This is a genomic window from Rhodococcus sp. P-2, assembly GCF_016598535.1.
In the GTDB taxonomy this organism is placed as follows: Bacteria; Actinomycetota; Actinomycetes; order Mycobacteriales; family Mycobacteriaceae; genus Rhodococcus_F; species Rhodococcus_F baikonurensis.
In genome coordinates this window covers 4,551,602-4,572,781 of record NZ_CP066779.1, presented here as the reverse complement: position 1 = coordinate 4,572,781, position 21,180 = coordinate 4,551,602, and the positions used below count along the sequence as shown (strand labels likewise).

Here is a 21,180-nt window from a genome sequence, read left to right as displayed (position 1 = left end):
TTCAGCGCATCCAAGGCGCCGAAAGGTACGTTCGCTCAATTGGGGCGGGTGGGAAACCCGACAAAACTTAGGTCAGCGCAGCGTCGCCGTGACGTGCGGGTAACCCTTCTTCGGGTGACGCAGCGACAGATCCCAGCCGTCGTCGGTGCGGTCAGCGTAGGCATTCAGCGTCGCCGGCAGCAGAATCGGCTTGCCGAAACGCACGCTGTAGGTGACCTTGTCCGCGACGGACCCCTCGACGGTCCGCAGAAGTGCCGCGGCACTCCACATTCCGTGAGCAATGGTCTTCGGGAAACCGAAAGCCTTCGCGCCCAGAGACGAGACGTGAATCGGATTGCGGTCGCCGGAGACGGCGGCGTACTTGCTGATCGTGGTCTGGTCGACGCGGATGGTGCTCATCGGCATCGGCGGGACCTCGTCGGCCTTGGGCTCCGGTCCGGGCTGGCCGGACAGGGAGGTCTTCTGCTGGTTCAGGAAGCTCGAGGTCTGTCGCCAGACCAGTTCCCGTCCCACCCGAATTTCGGTGATCACGTCGATCAGCAGACCCTTGCGGTGCTCACGCAGGTTCTCGGCATGCACCGAGAGGTCCAGCGGTTCGCTGACGGAGATGGGCCGTAGTGATTCGATGACGTTCTCGGCGTGAACGGAACCGACGGCGGCGAAGGGGAAGTCCTTCGACACCATCAGCTTCATCACCGTCGGGAAGGCCAAGGTGAAGGGATACGTGATCGGCAGAGTGTCGCCGAACCGCAGTCCGGTCACGCGGCAGTACGCCGCCAGATTGTCGGTGTCGACCTTCAGTCCGGTAAGGGTGAAGGTCTGCTGTGGCACCGAGCGAGAGTTGGACTTGTTCCACGGCAGCAATCCCAGTACCGCGCGGGAGTAGATGTCGAGGGTCTTCGGCTGCTCGGTGAGCGCGACGGTCTTTGTCGCCATCATGCGCCCAGGAGGCTCTGGCCGCAGACGCGAACGACCTGTCCCGTAACGGCATTGGAGGCCGGGCTCGCGAAGTATGCGACGGTCTCGGCTACGTCGACGGTCTCGCCGCCCTGCAGGAGCGAGCTCATGCGGCGGCCGGCTTCGCGGGTGGCGAAGGGGATGGCGGCGGTCATGGCGGTCTCGATGAAGCCCGGTGCGACGGCGTTGATGGTGATGTTCTTCTTCGCCAGGACGGGAGCTTCGGCGTGTACGAGGCCGATGACGCCGGCCTTGGAGGTGCCGTAGTTGGTCTGGCCGCGGTTGCCCGCGATGCCGGCGATGGAGGAGACGTCGACGACGCGGCCGCCTTCCTTGAGGGCACCCTTCTCGACGAGGTGCTCGGTGATCTTCTGCGGTGCAAGAAGATTGACGTTCATGACCATGTTCCAGCGGCCCTCGTCCATGTTGGCGAGGGTCTTGTCGCGGGTGATGCCGGCGTTGTGGACGATGATGTCGGCTCCGCCGTGACGCTCGAGGAGGTGAGCTGCGAGGACCTCGGCTGCGTCGGCTGCCGTGACGTCGAGGGCGAGGGACGTGCCGCCGACCTTGTTCGCGGTCTCGGACAGTGCTTCGCCGGCGGCCGGGATGTCAGCGCAGACCACGTGTGCGCCGTCGCGGGCAAGCACCTCGGCGATGGTGGCGCCGATTCCGCGGGCCGCACCGGTGACGACGGCAACCTTGCCTTCGAGCGGCTTGTCCCAGCTCGCGGGCGCGACGGAATCTTCAGCACCGACGACGATGACCTGGCCGTCGACGAAGGCGGACTTGGCCGAAAGAAGGAAGCGCAGAGTCGATTCCACGCCGGAGAGTCCGGTGGACGCCTTGGGGGAGACGTAGACCAACTGAGCGGTGGAACCGCGCTTGATCTCCTTGCCGACGCTGCGAGTGAAGCCTTCGAGAGCGCGCTGCGCGACATGCTCGTCGACGCTCGAGGTTTCTTCCGGCGTCGTGCCGAGAACCACGACGCGAGCCGACGGTGCGAGGTTGCGGATCACGGGCTGGAAGAACTCGAACAGCTGCTCGAGCTCACTGACCTGAGTGATTCCGGTTGCGTCGAACACGAGCCCGCCGAAGCTGCTGTCGTGTGCCTGAGCCGCCGGGTAGTCGGAGAGCAGTACGCGAAGCGGTTCTGCGAGCCGACCCTTGCCGCCGATGAGGACAGGTCCGGCGAGTGCGGGTTCCCCTGCTTTGTAGCGACGCAGGTTCTCGGGCCTGGGCAGGCCGGCCTTCGACGCGATGAATGCGCCGGGGGCGGACGAGAGGAACTGTGAATAGAGGTCGGGAGCTCCCTTGCTGGCTGCCACGGTCCTACCTTCTGTTGTGTTTCGGGTTGTCTCTCACCGGGCAATCGGAAGAATGCGGCGATAGACAAGTAACTTACTACTGAGTAAGAATAGTCTTCAACAGGTAATCGCACCATCCTTGGAGACGCAAGTGACAAGCAAAGCCCGTTCAAATGCAAAGCCCGCCGCACCTCGCACTGCACCGGCCACAGCCGCTGCAAATTCTGCAGGTCAGCGCCGTCCGGTTGCGATCGTCGGCGGAAATCGCATTCCGTTCGCACGCTCGGACAAGGCGTACGCACAGGCGTCCAACCAGGACATGTTCACTGCGACGCTCGACGGTCTGGTGAGCCGATTCAATCTGCAAGGCGAGAAGCTCGGCATGGTCGTCGGCGGTGCGGTGCTCAAGCACAGCCGTGATTTCAATCTCATTCGCGAGTCCGTTCTCGGCAGCGCGCTGAGCCCTTACACGTCGGCGTACGACCTTCAGCAGGCGTGTGGCACGGGACTGCAGTCGATCATCGCCGTCGGCGATGCCATTTCGGCCGGCCGCATCGATTCCGGCATCGGCGGCGGTACGGACACCACGTCCGACGCTCCGATCGGCGTCAACGATCAGGCACGCGAGTTCCTGCTTTCCCTCAACCGCGCGAAGTCCACGGGCGACCGCATCAAGCTGCTCGGCAATGTGCGTGCGGGCATGCTCGGCCTCGAGATTCCGCGCAACGGCGAGCCTCGCACCGGCAAGTCGATGGGTGACCACGCTGCGATCACCGCCAAGGAATTCGGCGTCAAGCGCGAGGACCAGGACGAACTTGCCGCTGCCAGCCACAAGAACATGGCGGCTGCCTACGACCGCGGTTTCTTCGACGACCTCGTCACCCCGTTCCTCGGCCTGACCCGCGACGACAACCTCCGTCCCGGTTCGACCGTCGAGAAGCTGTCGACGCTCAAGCCGGTCTTCGGTACCAAGCTCGGCGACGCGACGATGACGGCAGGCAACTCGACGCCGCTCACCGACGGTGCTTCTGCAGTGCTCCTCTCCACCGACGAGTGGGCAGCCGAGCGCAATCTTCCGGTTCTGGCGCACCTCGTCGATTCCGAAACCGCTGCCGTCGACTACGTCCACGGCAAGGACGGGCTGCTCATGGCTCCCACGTACGCGATCCCGCGTTTGCTGGCCCGCAACGGTCTGACCTTGCAGGACTTCGATTACTACGAAATCCACGAAGCCTTCGCTTCGGTGGTTCTGGCCACCCTGCAGGCCTTCGAGTCCGACGAGTACTGCAAGGAACGCCTCGGCCTCGACGGCGCATTGGGATCGATCGACCGAAGCAAGCTCAATGTCAACGGATCGTCCTTGGCTGCAGGTCATCCGTTCGCAGCAACCGGCGGACGTATCGTCGCTTCCCTCGCCAAGATGCTCGCCGAAAAGGGTTCGGGCCGCGGCCTGATCTCGATCTGTGCGGCCGGTGGCCAGGGTGTCACGGCGATCATCGAGCGGTAACCGCTCCACAATCTCCCCACGCGAGTGAAAACTGCGCTCACCTGCAGTGATCGTCGCGAGGGGATGCGTAATCGGGGATCCGGCCACGAGGGGTGGCCGGATCCCCGAACTCTTTGCAAACTTTTTCGCGCAGGCGTGTAACGCTGCAGAATAGCTACCGATATTCATGACAGCCCCGTGTTGCTGCCTGACCCCCGACCTGGCAGCAGCGCGGGGCTCTCGTATGTCCGGATATCCTGTATTGAGTTGTCGGTGAGCGCCGCAGCGACGGTTGATGCAGCGAGGAGCCAACAGGTGAGTGACGAAGAGGGTCCGTCCGTCGAGAAGACGAACAGCGAGGACTCGTCCCTCCCGGAACAGGAACTCGAGTCGGTCGAGGAACCTCAGGCGGTCGAAGAGACCGAGTCGGTCGAGGAACCCCAGACCCCTGAGGACACCGACGCGGTTGTCGAGGCCGAATCGGTCGAATCTCCCCAGCCTGTCGACGCAGACGTAGTCGATTCCGCAGAGGCGGCAGACGCAGCAGTAGCGGACGAAGACGAAGACGAAGCGGTAGACGAGCTGACAGACGACGAATCGGCAAACGAAGTCACCACCGTCATCCCCGTCGTCCCAGCGGACGACGCCCCGCCGACGGAAGTAGTCGACGAGGCTCCGGCGGCAGAAGCCATCGACGAGCAGACAGAGCAGTTCGAGCCTCCGGCGGTGGTGGTTCCCCCGAAGCCGCCGCGCCCCGAGTTCGTGCAGCAGTACGACACCCAGAAGTTCGAACCCATCCAGCAGCAGTACGAGCCTGTTGTCCGCGAACCAGCGGTAGTTGCACCACCAGTGCCACAACAACAACAACCGGAAGCGCCTGCTTCGACGTCTTCCCGCAAGTGGGTCAAACCGGCGATAGCAGTCGGCGCCATCTTTGCCGTCGCAGCGATTGCCTACGGAGTGGACATCTTCACCTCGTCCGGGAAGACACCGCGCGGCACCCAGGTCGCCGGGGTGGACATCGGTGATCTCACGCCCGCCGACGCGGAGGCCACGCTGCGCGCCCAACTCGGCCCGAGGCTCGTCGAACCGGTAGCGGTACATGCCGGCGGCGTCGACTCCGAGATCTTTCCCGCATCTGCGGGTGTGGACGTCGACTGGTCGGCGACGCTTTCCGGAGTGAACGCTCAGCCCATCAACCCGATCACCCGCATCACGTCGTTCTTCGGCTCCCGCGAGGTGCCCGTGGTGTCGACCGTCGACCAGCAAGCGTTGGACACCTCCATGGCGCAGCTTGCGGCGAACAGTGATCGTGCGCCCGTCGAAGGCGCAGTTGTATTCGAGAACGGGAAGGCGACGGGTGTTTCACCTGCCGCCGGCCAGGCCCTCGAAACGCAGAAGGCGGGTTCGACCTTCGCCGCTGAATGGTCCGATGGTGGCGTCGTCGATCTTCCGGTCGACGAGGTTCCGGTGACGGTCACTCAGGCCGGTGTCGATCGTGCGCTGCAGGAGATCGCTATTCCAGCTGTCTCGGGTGACGTCGTGGTCAACGGCCGTGACGGCAAGGTCGCGACACTCGGCGTCGATCAGATCGGCGAGGTTCTGACCTTCACACCCGACGGCTCGGGTGGGCTGACTCCGCAGTACAACACGGATGCTGCGATCAAGATTCTGACTCCGCAGTTGGCGTCGACGGAAGTACAACCCAAGGACGCGTCGTTCACCTTCGCCGGTGGCAAACCGTCGGTTGTGCCCGGTGTCGTCGGTGATCTGATCAACTGGCCGGACACGGTCAAGGAACTTCCGGTTCTGTTGGGCAGCACGGCTTCTCGGGCAACGCCCGCCGTTTACGGACCGGTCCCGCCGGCGTTGACCACCGAAGCCGCGGAGGCCCTCGGCATCAATGAGGTGATCGGCGAATTCACTACCGGTGGTTTCGAATACGCGTCTGGTGTGAACATCGGCCTGGCCGCGTCGGAGATCGACGGGGCCGTGATCAAGCCCGGTGACACGTTCTCGCTCAACGAGTACACGGGCCCGCGCGGTGCGGCGCAGGGATACATCGAGTCGGGGATCATCAACAACGGTCGCCCGGACAAGGCTGTCGGCGGCGGTATCAGCCAGCTCGCGACGACGCTCTACAACGCGACGTATTTCGCAGGTATGGAGGACGTCGCGCACACCGAGCACAGTTACTACATCTCGCGGTACCCCGAGGCTCGTGAGGCGACCATCTTCGATGGTGCGATCGACCTGCAGTTCCGTAATCCGGCGAAGACCGGCGTGATGATCGAGACGATTGCGACGTCGTCGAACATCACCGTTCGGATCTGGGGAACCAAAACTGTCGATGTCACGTCGACGACCGGCCCGCGGACGTCGCCGACGTCGCCGAACACCGTGACCTTGCCGGAGGGGCCTGGCTGTGTGGCTTCGAGCGGTGCGCCCGGGTTCACGGTCAGCGACACTCGCGTGATCACCGACCACGCGAGTGGCGCCGAGATTTCCTCGAACACCCGGACCGTCAAGTACGACCCGGTGCCGATCGTGAAGTGCGAGTAGGGAACTACTTGCCGACGAGTGGGGCGAGGGTGCGGCCCGCGAGGTCGACGATGCCTGGCTCTTCGCCGTTCGTGATCAGGTTGATCACGACGCCGTCGATGCCGTGGTCGAGGATGCGCGTCTGAACCTGCTCGGCGACGTCGTCCGGGCTGCCGACGAAATGGCGTTCGGTGGCCTTGGCGACCACGTCTTCCGGCGCCGTGGTGATGTCGAGGCCACGCTCCGCGAGAAACGTTCGCTGATGGGCGCGAGCCTTGTCGCCGTCCTCGTCGATCATCATGAACGTGAGGAAGCTGGTCTCGAGGGTTGCGGGATCGCGACCGGCTTCGTCGCAGCGTGCCGCAAGTGCTTCCATCTTGCGCGGCAGTTCCGACGGGTCGCAGATGATGTTGAGGTGATCCGCGAAGCGAGCGGCGAGGCCGAACGTCTTTTTCTCACCGCCACCGCCGAGCAGGATCGGCAGGTCGTCGCGGACGCGAGGCTCGTTGATGGCGTCCTTGACGTGGTACCACTTGCCGTCGAAGGTGGGGCGATCACCGCGGAGCATCGGCGCGATGATCTGCAGTGCTTCGTCGAGTTTCTGGAAGCGCTCGGTGAACGTTCCGAACTCGTATCCGAACGAATTGTGTTCGAGTTCGAACCAACCGGCGCCGATGCCCAGGATGGCCCGACCGCCGCTCACCACGTCGAGGGTGGTGACGGTCTTGGCGAGCATGGGCGGATTGCGGTAGGTGTTTCCCGTGACCAGTGCAGACAACTGGATGGTCTCGGTGGCCGTCGCCAGCGCGGAGAGCGCCGAGTAGGCCTCGAGCATCGGGGCGTCCGGCGCTCCGATTCCGGGGAGTTGGTAGAAGTGATCCATCACGAATGCAGTGTCGAAGCCTGCGGCTTCGGCTTCGCGGGCCTGCGCTATGACGGTGGGGAAGAGGTCCTTGACCGGACCGCCGTAGCTGAAGTTGGGCATCTGGTATCCGAGGCGAGTGCTCACCGTTTCGACGTTACTCGCGATCGGTTGACCTGGCACGATTTTACCAACTCTATGGATTCCGTTGTGCTGGGCAGACTTCCGGAATTCAGAGAAGTTCTTCGGCCGCTTCGCGTCGCTTGGCGCGCTGCTGGTGAAGTTTGACGATTGCGATTGCGACGCCACCGCCGATGATGGCGCCTACCACCGCGCCGACCCAGGTTGACGATTCTTCGTACGAATCGAATTCGAGACGGGCCATGATTCCGACAGCGGCCACGAGGTAGAGCGCGATGCTGATCACCACGCGAGGGCGGCCGTAGGTGGACAATACGTAGACATCGACGTCGCGGCGCTTCGCATAGATGATCGTGATCAACGAGCCGAACAACGCAACGATCAGCAGCGCGAGCGAGATCCACGCCCCTGTTCGGCCGGCGACCCAGGGCAGAATCGCCGAGCTGACGAATATTGCCCAGAAGACACTCTGGAGTCCCACCGCCGAGGCTTCGTTCCAGACGTCGCGCTGACGCTCGTCCTTGTAGAAGTCGTCGTCCAGATCTCCGACGAACCGCATTGCCTTCATCATGGTGCTCATGCCGTCTCCTCTGGAATTTCTGTGGTGAGTTCCGATTCGGGTAAGGGGAAGAGCGCTTCGACGGTGGTCCCCAGCGCCAGGGCCAGGCGAAGTGCCAGGTAGACACTCGGTGCATAGTCGCCGCGTTCGACGGAGACGATGCTCTGTCTGCTCACCTGACCTGCCGTGGCCAGTTGCGCCTGGGTGAGGCCGGCGAGGCGTCGGTGCTCCCGCACGTTGTTGTCGCCAGCCTTTCCAGTCATGCAAAAAGTAAAGAATACTTGTCACTAGATGTCAAGTTTGCTTGTCATATGAGAGGCTGAAGAGCATGCGTGAACGATTTCTCGAGATCGCCCTGGCCAATCCGGTGGTCGCAACGATCGTGGATCGTGCGCCGAAGCTGGGATTGCCGGAGTGGTACCTGACGGCGGGTGGGCTCTTCCAAACCGTCTGGAATCACATCGACGGCCGTGACCTCGGCGCCGGGATCAAGGACTACGACCTCTTCTATTTCGACGCCGGCGATCTGAGCTACGACGCGGAGGACCGTGTGATTCGTTCGGCGGCAGAACTGTTCGCCGATGTGGATGCCGATGTCGAAGTACGCAACGAAGCCCGCGTGCACCTGTGGTACGAGCAGCATTTCGGGATTCCCGGCGTTCCGTTCACCAGTTGCCGCGACGCTATCGACCACTTCGCTTCCACAACTTGCTGTTTCGGGATCACCAAGGGATCAGACGGCACCGTCGACGTGTATGCCCCGCATGGATACGACGACCTTTTCGACATGATCGTCCGCCCCAATCCGGTACTGGCGCCGAGAGAGGTTTACGAGGCCAAGGCGGCACGGTGGCGCAGGGAATGGCCCGCGTTGACCGTGGAGCCTTGGCCGGAGAACCTGACCTAGACTTCGATCGGCGGATGCAGCCTGTCCATGGTCCATTGCCGATTTCGGCGTGAGAGGCGTGTCTTCCCTGGTCGCAGTGCGTCCGCCACGGCCACGAACTGTGGCCGATCCGTGTCGACCCTGCTGTCTCGTCCGTCCGTGCATGGAGACAACCGGCCGGATTCAACGCATCCAGCTGTAGTTCTGGTAGTTGAACCCCCGCAAGACCTTGCGCCTTTCGGAATCGTCTGCGCTAATTTCACGAACTTTCAGTGTGCTGCGACGTTCATCCATGATTGTCTGGGTCCCCTCATGGTGAAAATCTCTTCCGATATTTGGTGGATTGTTTCTAATACTTTACGTCTAATTCTTTAGTGCTAATAAGGTTTCTCCAATGTGAATAGCAATCATCACTAACAAATGAACATTCTACGGTGAAAGTGTGGTTTGTCTATGTGACTTTTCGTGCAACGTGCGATATATCGGAATATTTTCTGCTCGACGACTGTCGTGGCTTTTCAAACTTCTCGACTATTTGGATTGTCGGTTTAAACGCTTTGCATTCGATGCTCGAAGTTTCATTGAGAAAAATATCGAGGTTGGAAGAAAAATTTCTAGAACCTGTTCCCGGATGGACAAAATGTGAGTACAGTGACTCACGTCACCAGAGCTTCGGGTCCTGTTCAATGCGAGCTCTCACCAGGGCATTCCCTTTTAGGGAAAGCTGTAGCCCTGCGAGCAGGGCCATAAATGCGAAGTTGGCGATAGCCCCGAAGATAGCAGGTCGGTTGGTGATAAGAGATGGTCAGAACAGATCGGGTTGGAGCGTTAAGGACTCCGCGCTCTCGCCTATGAATTGAACGCCTGGGGTCTATCAATTCAACCGAAGGAAGAACTCGTGAAGTTGACTGCCAAGAATTCCGTCAGAGGTGTCCTGCTCGGTACCGCAGCCGGTGCGATGGTGCTCGCCGGAACCGGTATTGCATCCGCTGCCACCGTCGGCGCTGCTGGCTCCGCCGTAACTCTTTCCGCATCCTCTGCGTATCAGGTATGTGGCAATTTCTACGTCGGCCCGGACGCCCACGTGGCGGGCGTGCCTTCTGGTGCCAAAGCGGTAGTGGGCGCCCAGGTCACTGGCAAGCTATACAGCTCATCCTCCAGCACGACTCCGATCACGACCTTCACCGCCACAACGAATGCCGCGGGTGGATGGTGCATGCAGGGTGACTCGGCGATGGCTAGCACCGTGACGAGCGGTGGTGAGGTCAGGATGTCCACCGACACTCCGACCGTGTTGGACGGCACAACAACTCGCACAGGGCAGTGGTCGGGCGGCGGGGCGGACGCCGTCATCGATGCAGGGGAGTTCCTCCTCCATGGCAATGCGTTCATCTTTTCGGATAGGGCCTCGAAGGTGAACTTCTACTACCAGTAAGTCGATCGGCTGCAAGGTTGATCGTAAGAACCTGGACGGGTTGGAGTGCGGGTCTCCGTGCTCCAACCCGTTCGCCGTATGACGCCGTGTTGCGAGTTCGGGTGTGTGTTTCGGCAATTGTGACAATGGGCGCGGGTGTCGCCAGGGAGATGGCGAATGCTGCTTCGGCTGTGACGAATGCAGGCCTGTCTCTGCGGCTTTGTCTCGCAGCCTGCTCGATGTAATTCGGTCGTCCGGCACGGATTGGACGGCATCGGTATCGTCTCGAAGTCATGGCTTATGGGCAATCGCCGTAAGGTTGGCTCGCAATCAATTCTTGTGCCACCGAATAGTGTTCGTGAAGCCGTGATCGGGAAGTTGGCTGCGCGACCTGAATCCGTGATTCGGGTGGCTTTCTGATCCTGCAAGCGGTTCCATCTCGCTTTCGGTGCAAAATTTCTAGTCCTAAAGATTTAATGAACCGAACTATAGTACTAGGACTTTAGTGCTAACTAAATGAATTCCATCTATGGCAAGAAAAATTCCTAGAACGAGTTCCTAATTTGCAAATTTTGGGTACAGTTGTCGGCACCACGAGGAGTTGCGGGCTTCCCAAAAACCTCGCTTGGTAACCACTGTTGTGCCGGATAAACCGACCTGGCCCCGCGCCACAGTCAGAGCAATTACCTACTGGAAACGGAGTAACAAATGTTAGGTCAGTTCATGGCCCTCCTGCGGGCATTTATCCCGTCCTTTGCAACATCGTTAGGCGACGGGCTTGATGGATTGAACGCCATCTCGCTCGACATGTCCGCGAGTGGAGGAGAGGGCTGATGGGATCCGTGCAGCAAGGTACCGCGTCGCTGGGGCAGACCGTAGAACAGATGCTTCCGATGTTATTTACATATCTGATGGATATCCCGCTCCAACTGTCATTCGGTTACCCCCGGTGACCCTGTTCAATCTGAGGAGAAACTAGATGTCGCTCAACGCAATGAGCACGGACCTGGCTGAACTTGCAACCATGACGTTCTACGCCCTTAGGTTTCCGCTTCAACAATTCCTTGTCGGACTCTCGTAAAGAAGGGTGAACTCATGTCGTCTGATTTCTGGACCGGAAGTGTCAAGAACACGCTAGCGTTTTACGGGCTGACGTTGGTCGGGTTGTGGACCGCATCAATGGAAGGCGGCGGGTGGGCAAGCCTCGATCGATGAGCGCGAAATAGAATATTCGACGTGAGCTGATCGGCAGCTCCGACGATATCTGAGATAGCCGAATGCAGACCCTGTCGTAAAGGTTCCTGGCAGGGTCTGCATCACGTGCGAGGCAGCTTCAAAACATGATCGTCCGCCCCAACCCGGTGCTGGCGCCGAGAGAGGTGTACGAGGCCAAGGCGGCACGGTGGCGCAGGGAATGGCCTGCGCTGACCGTGGAGCCTTGGCCGGAGAGCTCGACCTAGACCTAGACCTCGATCGGCGGATGCAACCTGTCCATGGTCCACTGCCGATTTCGGCGTGCAGCAAGTGAACTGGCCCCGAGTGAGGCGACGAGAAGGCCGCCGAGGACGGCGATCGAGACCCACAGCCTCGAGTCGATGCCGCCGACGGTGAGTTGTCGAAGCCCGTTCACCGCGTAGGTCATGGGGTCGAACGGGTGGATGATCTGGAACGGTTTCGCGGTGGTTTCCACGGGATAGATGCCGCCGGCCGAAACCAGTTGCAGCATCAGGAACGCCAGGGTGATCACGCGTCCGACGGAGACTCCGAAGATGGCGTTGAACGCCTGGATCAACGCCATATACGTGGCAGTAATGAGCATCAGGAATCCGACGGTGCCGAGGGCGTGCGTGGGGTGCAGGCCAACGGCGAAGTGCACGACCAGGTACATCACGATCACCTGGCAGATGCCGATGAGCAAGGCCGGCCAGTACGAGGCGAGGACCACTCGCAGCGCGCCGAGTCCGTTTGCGATAGGCCGGTTCTGGAGCGGCTTGAGCAGCATCCAGGTGATGATGCCGCCCACGAACAGTGCGAGGGGCAGGAAGAACGGAGCAAAACCGGTACCGAAGGTGCTTGCCCGGTTCTCGTATGTCTCCTGCAGCTCGACCGGACTGGAGAGGGTTTGAGCGGTTGCTGTTCGCTGCTGATCGGTCCAACTGGGAACCTGGCCGGCGCCCTCGGTGAGTTTGGTTGCGAGTTCGGCAGACCCGGCACGGAGTTGCTCGGTTCCGTCGGCGAGTTTGGCGGCACCATCGGAGAGTTGGACGCTGCCGTCGGTGAGTTGAACCAGTCCACTGCTGAGGGTTTGAGCGCCGTCGTTGACTTGCTGACCGCCGTCACGCAGCTGTACCAGGCCGTTGCGGAGTTCACCGCCGCCGTTGGCCGCGGCGCTGAGCCCGGCGCGGAAGGTGCTCGAGGGATCGTCGAGTTGGTAAGCGAGTTGTTGTGCGCCGCTCTTGAGTTCGCCCAGTTGGCCCATGGTCGCTTCGCCGAACCCCTGAGTGCGCAGCATGTCCTGGGCAGGCGCGAGGGCATTGGCGATCTGTTGGCTGACGGGATCCGGGTTCAGTCGAAGGCTGGCCACTGCCTGACCGACCAGCTGTGCGACGTCTGCTTGTGTGTTCCCGAGGACGCTCAGCTGGTCGACGACCTGGGTGACGCCACCACTGAGTTGGCTTGCGCCGTCGCCCAGTTGGACGGCCCCGAGATCGAGCTGCCCCAAACCGTCGGTCAGTGCGAGGGCACCGTCCGTGGCGGTATTGATACCGGTCGAGAGTTGCGCTGTACCGCCGGCAAGAGTGGCTGCGCCGTCACGTGCGGTAACCATGTTGTCGGCCAGCGTTTTCGAGCCCGACGCCAATTCGCCGGCTCCGGCGTTGGCAGTGTTCACTCCGGCCGAGAGCTGGAGTGCTCCGTCGGCGGCCTGCTTCAAACCTGCACCCGCGTCGGTCAATCCGACCAGGACCGTCTCGACGGACTGCGCGCCGATCTTGTCGCTGACTTGACTGAGGACCTGCTGGGCGGCGTTTTGGCCGATGATGGTGCCGAGGTAGTTGTTGACGTCGTTGAAGGTGAACTGCAACTGAGCTTTGTGGGGGTCCTTGGTCGTCGGGGAGGCCACGGCCTCGCTGAAATTCTCAGGCAAGGTGAGAGAGAAGTAGTACGTGCCGTCCGAGACTCCCTGCGCGGCTTCCTGCTGTGAGACCAGGTGGAGATCGAGCTCACCGGAATCGAGCAGCGCTTGGCTTACCTCGTCGCCCGCGTTGAGTTCCTGACCCTGCACCATCGCACCGCGGTCTGTGTTGACCAGCGCGACGGGGACCTTGTTGACCTCACCGAACGGATTCCAGAAGGCCCACAGGTACATCGCGCCGTACAGCAGTGGCATCAAGATGATGGTGACGAGTGCGATCCTGGGCATCGCGCCGCGGGAGAACCGCTTGAGTTCGGTTCCGAGAGACATTCCAGCGAGCATCGCGGTTACCTCGCCCCTTCTTGGTCGGGATTGGTGACTTCTTGGAGCAGGGTGACGGCATCGATGGGTGATCCGTCGGGCAGCGGGTTGACGGTCGACGCGATGATGGTCTGGTAGCTCCCCATCTCGACCAGTCGCTCGACGAGATATGCGCGCTCGGAGTCACGCCGCACCTGTTCGAGATCGTCGACGACCAGCAAGGCCGGCTTCTTCGTGTTCGCGACGGCGATACGCAGCAGGGTCGCCTCGAGTTCCCCGAGATCGCTGACGTATCGGCCGAGCGCAGGCAACGGATGATCGCCGAAGACGGGAGCGCACACCGCTTCGAGTTCGCGGTCTCCGGCGCGTCCGACGAGTTTGTACCAGGGAGCATCCCAGCGAATTTGTTCGGTGATCAGATCGCGGACGGTGACGGACTCGGCAAGCTCGTCGATGTCCTCGAACCCGGCGATCCCGGCGATCTCGAAGATCTCTCGGGGACGCGTTCGACCGAAGACGGACAGTGATCCGGAACTGGCTTTCATTCGCCCGCTGAGTGTCAGAAGTAAGGACGTACGTCCTGAACCGGCCGAGCCTTCGAGGATGGTCACACCGCCCGCACGAATCTCGAGATTGACGGGTCCGAACACCGGCCCCCATGGGCCGTCGAGCGCCAAGTCCGTGGCGGTCAATGCCAGGTCAGGGGCGTAATCGGGTTGTGCGTGCTCTGGTGCGACCACGATGATCACCTGTCTGTTGATCTACTCGGCCTTCGAAGGAACCGAGTGCTGGTTCAGTGGACGTTCGTGCTCACCCAATCACATCGGTAGCGGGCGAGCCGTCCCATGAATGGGATGTGTCGGACACGTCCGGCAACTTGGAGACCGAACGGTATGTATTCTGTTGGAAACGGAACGGGGGAGTCGAGGTGCCGGTTCGTAGACGCGGGATGTGCGCGGTGCTGGTCATGGCCACCCTGTCGGTTGTCTCCTGTGCCGGTGAGCGCGAGTCGCCCCCGTTCGTGTCGAGCGAAAGGCTTTTCGAGTTCACCGGTCGCAATGTCGGACCCTTGACGGTGCCGCCCTTGCCCTCCGATCGGCACGAGTCCGAAGCAGCGCCATACGGAGCCATCACCCTGTCCGGTGGGTGGAGCGGCGCAGCCAATGTCTCGCTGCCTGGATCCGTCACGTGTTTCGAGCACAACTGGGCGGATTCGCTGCCCGCCGGTCACCGTCAGTGGGCCTACGAGGTGCACACGAGTTCCTTCTACGAGTACGACGGCGGCGGCGAATATCCGGGACGTGATTTCCAGTTGCAGGTCTACGTGAACGAGAAACCCGAACCAGGTCAGCACGGGTCCGCGATCATGAAGTTCTCGGATCAGAGCGGACAGTTCGTGTCCTTCGGCGGCGGTGACGCCAAGTCCGTCGAAATAGTCAGTTCTCCGGACCGCAGGCGCGTGGCGCTTTCCCTGGCGGGTACGGCGGCACGACCGGGCGAGCAACCGACGACGTCGGTACTGTCCGCGCAGATCAGTTGCCCGACCATCGAGCGCAGATGACACCAGTCACCACCGAGTGCCGACAACCGAAAATGCCGGCCCCGAAACATTCTCGGGACCGGCACTTTTCATGAATCAGGAACGAATCAGAATGCTGCTTCGTCGATCTCCATGATGTCGTTCTCGGTGTTCGCGATGATCTCGCGTGAAGCGGTGAGCTCGGGCAGGACGTTCTTGGCGAAGAAGGACGCGATGGCGACCTTGCCCTCGTAGAAGCCCTTGTCCTTGTCGGAAGCGCCGTTGTCGAGTGCTGCGAGAGCAATCTCGGACTGGCGGAGCAGCTGCCAGCCGATGAGCAGGTCGCCGACGGACATCAGGAAGCGGACGGAGCCGAGGCCGACCTTGTACAGCTCGGTGGGCTGCTCCTGAGCTCCCATGAGGAAGCCGGTGAGCGTGGCAGCCATGGCCTGGACATCTTCGAGTGCGGTGGCGAGCAGTGCGCGCTCCGCCTTCAGACGACCGTTGCCGGCTTCGCTGTCGATGAAGGTCTTGATCTGTCCCGCAACGTGAGCGAGCGCGACGCCGCGGTCACGAGCGATCTTGCGGAAGAAGAAGTCCTGAGCCTGGATGGCCGTCGTGCCTTCGTACAGCGAGTCGATCTTGGAGTCGCGGATGTACTGCTCGATCGGGTAGTCCTGCAGGAAGCCGGAGCCACCGAGGGTCTGCAGGCTGTCCGTCAGGTACTGGTACGCACGCTCGGAGCCGACGCCCTTGACGATCGGGAGCAGCAGGTCGTTGACGCGGAACGCGGTGTCCTTGTCTGCGCCCGAGACGAGCTGGGCGACAACCTCGTCCTGGTGTGCTGCAGTGTAGAGGTACACCGCGCGCAGGCCTTCGGCGTATGCCTTCTGCATTGCCAGGCTGCGACGCACGTCGGGGTGGTGCGTGATGGTCACGCGCGGTGCTGCCTTGTTGGTCATCTGGGTCAGGTCTGCGCCCTGAACACGCTGCTTGGCGTAGTCGAGAGCGTTGAGGTAACCGGTCGAGAGGGTGGCGATTGCTTTGGTGCCGACCATCATTCGAGCGTGCTCGATGACGTCGAACATCTGGGCGATGCCGTTGTGGACCTCGCCGACCAGCCAGCCCTGTGCGGGGATGCCGTGGCCGCCGAAGGTGACCTCACATGTGGCGGAGACCTTCAGGCCCATCTTGTGTTCGACGTTGGTGACGAAGACGCCGTTACGCTCGCCGAACTCTTCGGTCTCGAAGTTGAAGTGCGTCTTCGGGACGAAGAACAGGCTCAGGCCCTTGGTGCCGGGTCCGGCGCCTTCGGGGCGAGCGAGAACGAGGTGGAAGATGTTCTCGAACAGGTCGTCCGAGTCTGCCGAGGTGATGAAGCGCTTGACGCCCTCGATGTGCCAGGAGCCGTCGTCCTGCTTGATTGCCTTGGTGCGTCCGGCACCGACGTCGGAGCCGGCGTCGGGCTCGGTGAGGACCATGGTGGCGCCCCATCCGCGTTCGACGATGGTGGCTGCCCACTTCTTCTGCTCTTCGGTGCCGTTGTTGAACAGCACGTCCGCGAAGGCGGGTCCGGCCTGGTACATGTGTGCTGCAGGCTGTGCGCCCAGGATCAGCTCACCGATGGCCCACACGACGGAGCGGGGGACCGGCACGCCGCCGACCTCTTCGCTCAGTCCCATGCGGTACCACTCGGCATCCCACAGAGCCTTGAACGACTTCTTGAAGGATTCCGGAAGTGCAACGGTGTGCGTCTCGGGATCGAAGACAGGGGGGTTGCGGTCCGCATCGGCGAAAGATTCGCCAAGCGGTCCCTCGGCCAGGCGTGCGACCTCTGCCAGCATGTTGCGGACAGTGTCGGCATCCAGGTCGCCCCAAGCGCCTTCGCTCAGTGGCTTCTCCAGTCCGAGAACCTCGAAGAGGTTGAACTCCAGGTCCCGAACGTTGCTCTTGTAATGGCCCATGTCTTCTGCTTCTCCCAGTGAGGTGGTGCGGTCCAGCACTCCTAGTACCGCCCGAAGTTTATTACTCGTCGGTAACTTAATACATGTTACTAGCCGTTCTTTGCATTGCCAACACCGGATTTGCGTCCGATGACAAGCGCGTCGACCGCGATTCCCGTTTCGGTGTGTCTGTGCGGATTTCCGGCGATCTCGAACTCGAGCCTTCCTTGGAACTCCTGCATCAATTCCTCTGGTGTGTAAAGGATTTCGGGATCTTTCGGTCCGCCGACGCCGTAGTCGATGTTGCTTCGGTCGTGACCCAAAATCATGGGGATTCCGTCAGGTTTCAGAGAATTTATGGCACGGTTCACAACCAGGGTGCGTTGTGGTGCGGGCAGATGAAGGTAAAGAAGCAGGGCCAAGTCGTATCCCTGCCCGTTCCTGGAGGCGTACTCCGCGACGGTGACGTCGCCGCACCGGTAGTCGAGCCGGTCGAGAACCGATCGGGGCGAGCGGGCCGCGATCGTGCGGGCTTTCTCGATCGCGACGGCCGAGTAGTCGATCCCGGTGACCTCCCAACCGCGGGTCGCGAGCCACAAGGCGTTACGGCCCTCCCCGCACGCCAGGTCCAGTGCCTGGCCGTGGGGGAGGGCCGTCGCGTATTCCACCAGCAGTTCGTTGGGTGGAGCGCCCCAGACGAGCTCGGTTTCTTCGTACTTCTTGTCCCAGGCGGCCGCATCCATAGATGACGACGGTAGTGCCACTCAGTTGTTACGGACGCCGTCCATCGGGTTCTTGCGCAGGGCGGCGCGCGTCGGGATCGCGATGGAGACGAATCCCAGAACAGCTGTCACGGCGACGATGGCACCGTAGATCGCTGGTGAAATCGCCGGGATCGGCTGCCCGGACACCGCTACGGCGATACCCATCAGAGGCGGCAGGGCGATCAGTGATCCGACCACGACGGCGATTCCCACCACCATCAACGACTCGATACGCATCATCGCTCGGACCTGCCTCGTCCGCGAGCCCACCAGTTGAAGGAGCGCGAACTCGCGGGAACGCTCCGCAGTGGCGGCGACCAAGGTATTCACGACGGCGACCGCCAGATAACCGAGCAGGACCAGGACGGCGAGGATGCTGACCCACGACTGCATGCGACGCTGATCTTCGCCTGCGGCCCCGAACTGGTCCTGGTTCAGCGCGGCGATCGAGGGGAACGAAAGCAACGACTGCTGGACTTCGGCCGACCGTCCGGGTTCGGCAGCAACCAGAACGGTGTCGATCAGAGCGTCGGTGGAGTGCTGACGCAAAGTCTCGATCGGCATGGTCACGTCCCCGAATCCGAGGCCGCGACCATATTTCGCGACGACCATCGGATGTACCAGTGTTCCGTCTCCCAGATAGAGGTCGACGCGCTGGCCGACCTTGGCTCCGAGTGTGAAGGCCCCGTCTTCGCTGACGGCAACGGTATCGCCGGTCAGAGCGCTGAGGTCGCCCTCGGTCACCGCGAGATCGAGGGTTGCGTCGGCGCCGGCGGCGTCGATGCCCTGGGCCGCGATCGCGCTGTCGGCTGAGCCGCCTTTCTCACCGCTGGGTACCGGCAGGACTTGACTGCGGACTACCGGGTTTGCCGCACTCACTCCGGGCACCGATGCGATCGAGTCGAGGAGCGAGGGAGCGATACCGGCCGGCGCGCCGACGATCAGGTCGGCGGTGACGCCCTTGATCGACTGGTTGGTCGCCTCGGCGGCGACGGTGCTCTGGCTGAAGAACTGCACCGAGCCCAGGGCGATGGCGAGAGCCAACGGAACAACCGCCGACGAGAGCCGCCTCGAATTGGATTCGGCGTTGGCGGCAGCGAGAACTTTGGACGCCGACCCACTACGGCGCAGTGGACCGCCGATCACCTTGATGATGCCGCGCACCAACAACGGGCCGAGCAGCGCGACCGAGAAGATCAACAACAGTGCGCTCGAACCGGCTCCAGCGGCTGCCGCGCTGCCGGGCAGGAAAGCGGGGAGGATGCACGCGCCGAGACCGGCGGCACCGAAGATCAGCCCGGTGACGATGCGTCCGCGGCTCAGTTTCGCCGGGCCGCTTTCGGATTCGCGAAGCGCTTCGACAGGGTCGAGCTTTGCCGGTCGTCGTGCCGCGATCGCCGCTGCCGCGCGGGCAGTGAGTACGCAGATCAGGAAAGCCGCGATCGCCGGAAGCGGGCTGTACGCCAGCGCGAAATCGGTGGGCATGACCCCTGCATCGGCAAACTGTGCACCCAGGAATCGGGCGAGTAGGAATCCGGGCACCGCGCCGAGCGCAGCCGCAGCCGCCGCCACTAGCAGCACTTCACGCCCGATCATGACGTGGACTTGTCGCGTGGTGGCCCCGATTGCCCGCAACAGAGCGAACTCTCGGCGTCTGGCGTTGATCGAGAGCGACAGCGTGCTGGAAACGACGAACATGCTGACCATCAATGCAAGACCCGCAAACGTGGCACAGAGCACGATCAACTGAGTCCGCGCAGCTCCGGCGTCGAGGAACTCGATGCCTCCGCGTGCGGTGCCGGTCGAGACCTCCGCACCGGTTCCGGCGAGTGCGTCGCGGGCGAGAGCGGCAGCATCCACGCCTTCGGGAGCGATCAATCCGACTGCGGTGACAGAGTTCTGGTGCGGCCACAGCCGTTCGGCCTCTGCGTCGTCGAGGAAGACGAGTGCCGGACGGTCGGGTGACGGCACCGAAGCCGAATCAGCTGTGCCGACGACGGTGTACTCGTCCGCTATCGCGCCGTGAGCCAGCGTGATTCGCTCGCCGAGCGCGGCGCCCGTAGTCGCGACCACCTCGTCTCGGCTCTGCGGAGCGCGACCATCGGTCAGCGAATACGGCGCCAATTGTGCTGTGTTCCAAGGATGTGCGTCGAGTACGACGCCCTCGGCGGTGCTGACGGGGACGGAGATGTCGGGAACCACCGTGACATCGAGGGCATCGAGTTTGCGGACCGTATCGCCGTCGAGGAGAACCCGCTCGGCAAAAGGCTGATCGGCGTCCTCCTTGACCTCGAGTGCCTGTGGCGCGCTGACCACGGCGTCGGCACCGGCGTAGAGATGTGGTGAGACTCCGCCTCGCACTCCTGATTCCAGCAGGACACCCAAACCGCACGTGAGGAGAGCCGCGCAGAATACGGAGACGAACACGGCGATGAATCCGGAGCGATGCGCTTTGAGATGCGCAAAAGTGTGCGCCTTCATCATCACCAGTCCCCGAGGTGTGTCATGCGCTCGGCAATCTGCTGCGGCGTCGGGCGGTCGATGTGCCCGACCAGTTTCCCGTCGGCGAGGAACAGCACACGATCGGCGTACGACGCGGCCACCGGGTCGTGCGTGACCATGACGATGGTCTGATCGAACTCGGCGGCTGTCCGGCGCAACAACTCCAGAACCTGCTTGGCGCTGCGGGAGTCGAGGGCGCCCGTCGGCTCGTCGGCAAAGAGTGCGTCGGGGTGGGTGACGAGGGCGCGCGCGATGGCGACGCGTTGCTGCTGACCACCGGACAATTCGGAGGGTTTGCGCTTGCGGTGCGATCCGAGTCCGACGGATTCGAGGACGAAGGTCAGGTACTGCTTGTCGGCTCGTCGTCCGGCGAGCAGTAGCGGGAGCGTGACGTTCTGCTCGACGTCGAGAGCACCGAGCAGGTTGTATGCCTGGAAGACGAAACCTATGTGATCGCGACGGAAGATGCTGCGGGCCTTCGGCTTCAGCTGTGAGATCTCGGTGTCGCCCAGCCACACCGATCCGCTGCTAGGACGGTCCAGGCCCGCCGCGCAGTGCAGGAAAGTGCTCTTGCCCGATCCGGAGGGGCCCATCACGGCGGTGAAGGTGCTGCGCGGCAAGGTGAGGCTGATGTTGTCGAGGGCGGTCACGGCGCCGCGGCCGTTTCCGTAGACCTTGCTGACGCCTTCGAGCCGCACGGCGGATGTTCGGGCGGCCGGGGCACCAGGGGCCGGCGGGGCGAGGACCGAGTGTCGATTCTTCATGGGAAGAACGCTATGGAGATTCGGTATTCGTCGACATCCAGCAGGGTCCCGAATCAATGGTGTAGCCAGCTGTAGTGGATCGCG

Annotated in this window: 17 protein-coding genes; 6 read left to right on the top strand and 11 right to left on the bottom strand. The window is 62.4% G+C overall.

What is annotated here, in order from left to right:
* Positions 1-72: 72 nt before the first annotated feature.
* The gene (locus tag I7X09_RS21535) at positions 73-936 is read right to left on the bottom strand and encodes a MaoC/PaaZ C-terminal domain-containing protein (RefSeq protein ID WP_200317995.1); all 864 of its coding nucleotides are present in this window, start codon (positions 934-936) and stop codon (positions 73-75) included.
* Positions 936-2,282 (bottom strand): 3-oxoacyl-ACP reductase, encoded by a 1,347-nt coding sequence (locus tag I7X09_RS21530; RefSeq protein ID WP_003945596.1) that lies wholly within the window; start codon positions 2,280-2,282, stop codon positions 936-938. The genes I7X09_RS21535 and I7X09_RS21530 overlap by 1 nt, the downstream gene beginning before the upstream one ends.
* A 130-nt stretch (positions 2,283-2,412) precedes the next feature.
* Here I7X09_RS21530 and I7X09_RS21525 point away from each other — a divergent pair, with 130 nt between their 5' ends.
* A complete protein-coding gene (locus I7X09_RS21525) occupies positions 2,413-3,768 on the top strand; it encodes an acetyl-CoA C-acetyltransferase (protein ID WP_200313590.1) in 1,356 nt (451 codons plus the stop codon).
* Positions 3,769-4,062: 294 nt separating this feature from the next.
* Entirely contained in the window at positions 4,063-6,309 is a 2,247-nt protein-coding gene (locus I7X09_RS21520; protein ID WP_200313588.1) for a VanW family protein, read from the top strand.
* A 4-nt stretch (positions 6,310-6,313) separates the two neighbouring features.
* Here the strand turns inward: I7X09_RS21520 and I7X09_RS21515 are convergent, their stop codons facing one another.
* From I7X09_RS21515 to I7X09_RS21505, 3 genes are all read right to left on the bottom strand, one after another.
* Positions 6,314-7,297: an LLM class F420-dependent oxidoreductase gene (locus tag I7X09_RS21515; protein WP_200313586.1), complete on the bottom strand. Its 984-nt coding sequence runs from the start codon at positions 7,295-7,297 to the stop codon at positions 6,314-6,316.
* An 85-nt stretch (positions 7,298-7,382) separates the two neighbouring features.
* Positions 7,383-7,871, bottom strand: a complete 489-nt coding sequence (locus tag I7X09_RS21510) for a hypothetical protein (RefSeq protein WP_166811654.1) — start codon at positions 7,869-7,871, stop codon at positions 7,383-7,385.
* The gene (locus I7X09_RS21505; RefSeq protein WP_007734566.1) at positions 7,868-8,113 is read right to left on the bottom strand and encodes a helix-turn-helix transcriptional regulator; all 246 of its coding nucleotides are present in this window, start codon (positions 8,111-8,113) and stop codon (positions 7,868-7,870) included. Before I7X09_RS21505 ends, I7X09_RS21510 begins: the two co-directional genes overlap by 4 nt.
* Before the next feature lie 65 nt (positions 8,114-8,178).
* Between I7X09_RS21505 and I7X09_RS21500 the strand changes: the two genes are divergently transcribed.
* The 3 genes from I7X09_RS21500 to I7X09_RS21490 all read left to right on the top strand — a co-directional run bounded on the left by I7X09_RS21500 (position 8,179) and on the right by I7X09_RS21490 (position 11,610).
* Positions 8,179-8,757 carry a nucleotidyltransferase family protein gene (locus I7X09_RS21500; protein ID WP_063314946.1) on the top strand — a complete coding sequence of 193 codons (579 nt, stop codon included), beginning with the start codon at positions 8,179-8,181 and terminating at the stop codon, positions 8,755-8,757.
* Positions 8,758-9,634: 877 nt separating this feature from the next.
* Complete coding sequence (locus tag I7X09_RS21495) at positions 9,635-10,171, top strand: hypothetical protein (protein WP_054781872.1); 537 nt, start codon at positions 9,635-9,637, stop codon at positions 10,169-10,171.
* Between the two features lie 1,319 nt (positions 10,172-11,490).
* A complete protein-coding gene (locus I7X09_RS21490) occupies positions 11,491-11,610 on the top strand; it encodes a hypothetical protein (RefSeq protein WP_234036664.1) in 120 nt (39 codons plus the stop codon).
* Between the two features lie 2 nt (positions 11,611-11,612).
* On the opposite strand, the gene I7X09_RS21485 is transcribed toward I7X09_RS21490, so the two are convergent.
* The gene (locus I7X09_RS21485) at positions 11,613-13,625 is read right to left on the bottom strand and encodes a YhgE/Pip domain-containing protein (protein WP_200313584.1); all 2,013 of its coding nucleotides are present in this window, start codon (positions 13,623-13,625) and stop codon (positions 11,613-11,615) included.
* A 5-nt stretch (positions 13,626-13,630) separates the two neighbouring features.
* On the bottom strand, positions 13,631-14,353 hold the full coding sequence (locus I7X09_RS21480; RefSeq protein WP_054826521.1) for an ATP-binding cassette domain-containing protein: 723 nt from the start codon (positions 14,351-14,353) through the stop codon (positions 13,631-13,633).
* Positions 14,354-14,532: 179 nt separating this feature from the next.
* On the opposite strand from I7X09_RS21480, the gene I7X09_RS21475 reads away from it, so the two are divergent.
* Positions 14,533-15,165, top strand: a complete 633-nt coding sequence (locus tag I7X09_RS21475) for a hypothetical protein (protein ID WP_234036663.1) — start codon at positions 14,533-14,535, stop codon at positions 15,163-15,165.
* A gap of 86 nt (positions 15,166-15,251) precedes the next feature.
* Here I7X09_RS21475 and I7X09_RS21470 read toward each other — a convergent pair whose 3' ends face one another.
* The 4 genes from I7X09_RS21470 to I7X09_RS21455 form a co-directional block, all read right to left on the bottom strand.
* Positions 15,252-17,087, bottom strand: a complete 1,836-nt coding sequence (locus I7X09_RS21470; RefSeq protein ID WP_007734578.1) for an acyl-CoA dehydrogenase — start codon at positions 17,085-17,087, stop codon at positions 15,252-15,254.
* Positions 17,088-17,176: 89 nt separating this feature from the next.
* Positions 17,177-17,809 (bottom strand): class I SAM-dependent methyltransferase, encoded by a 633-nt coding sequence (locus I7X09_RS21465; RefSeq protein ID WP_200313581.1) that lies wholly within the window; start codon positions 17,807-17,809, stop codon positions 17,177-17,179.
* Between the two features lie 21 nt (positions 17,810-17,830).
* A complete protein-coding gene (locus I7X09_RS21460) occupies positions 17,831-20,314 on the bottom strand; it encodes an FtsX-like permease family protein (protein ID WP_200313579.1) in 2,484 nt (827 codons plus the stop codon).
* Positions 20,314-21,096, bottom strand: coding sequence for an ABC transporter ATP-binding protein (locus tag I7X09_RS21455; RefSeq protein WP_050794083.1), 783 nt, complete (start codon positions 21,094-21,096; stop codon positions 20,314-20,316). The genes I7X09_RS21460 and I7X09_RS21455 overlap by 1 nt, the downstream gene beginning before the upstream one ends.
* Positions 21,097-21,180: the final 84 nt, after the last annotated feature.

Excerpts from the sequence above, each read along its gene's own strand:
- I7X09_RS21535 (WP_200317995.1), bottom strand. The coding sequence starts at position 936 with ATGGCGACAAAGACCGTCGCGCTCACCGAGCAGCCGAAGACCCTCGAC.
- I7X09_RS21465 (WP_200313581.1), bottom strand. The coding sequence starts at position 17,809 with ATGGATGCGGCCGCCTGGGACAAGAAGTACGAAGAAACCGAGCTCGTC.
- I7X09_RS21455 (WP_050794083.1), bottom strand. The coding sequence starts at position 21,096 with ATGAAGAATCGACACTCGGTCCTCGCCCCGCCGGCCCCTGGTGCCCCG.
- I7X09_RS21490 (WP_234036664.1), top strand. The coding sequence starts at position 11,491 with ATGATCGTCCGCCCCAACCCGGTGCTGGCGCCGAGAGAGGTGTACGAG.
- I7X09_RS21500 (WP_063314946.1), top strand. The coding sequence starts at position 8,179 with ATGCGTGAACGATTTCTCGAGATCGCCCTGGCCAATCCGGTGGTCGCA.
- I7X09_RS21485 (WP_200313584.1), bottom strand. The coding sequence starts at position 13,625 with ATGCTCGCTGGAATGTCTCTCGGAACCGAACTCAAGCGGTTCTCCCGC.
- I7X09_RS21470 (WP_007734578.1), bottom strand. The coding sequence starts at position 17,087 with ATGGGCCATTACAAGAGCAACGTTCGGGACCTGGAGTTCAACCTCTTC.
- I7X09_RS21510 (WP_166811654.1), bottom strand. The coding sequence starts at position 7,871 with ATGAGCACCATGATGAAGGCAATGCGGTTCGTCGGAGATCTGGACGAC.
- I7X09_RS21460 (WP_200313579.1), bottom strand. The coding sequence starts at position 20,314 with ATGATGAAGGCGCACACTTTTGCGCATCTCAAAGCGCATCGCTCCGGA.
- I7X09_RS21505 (WP_007734566.1), bottom strand. The coding sequence starts at position 8,113 with ATGACTGGAAAGGCTGGCGACAACAACGTGCGGGAGCACCGACGCCTC.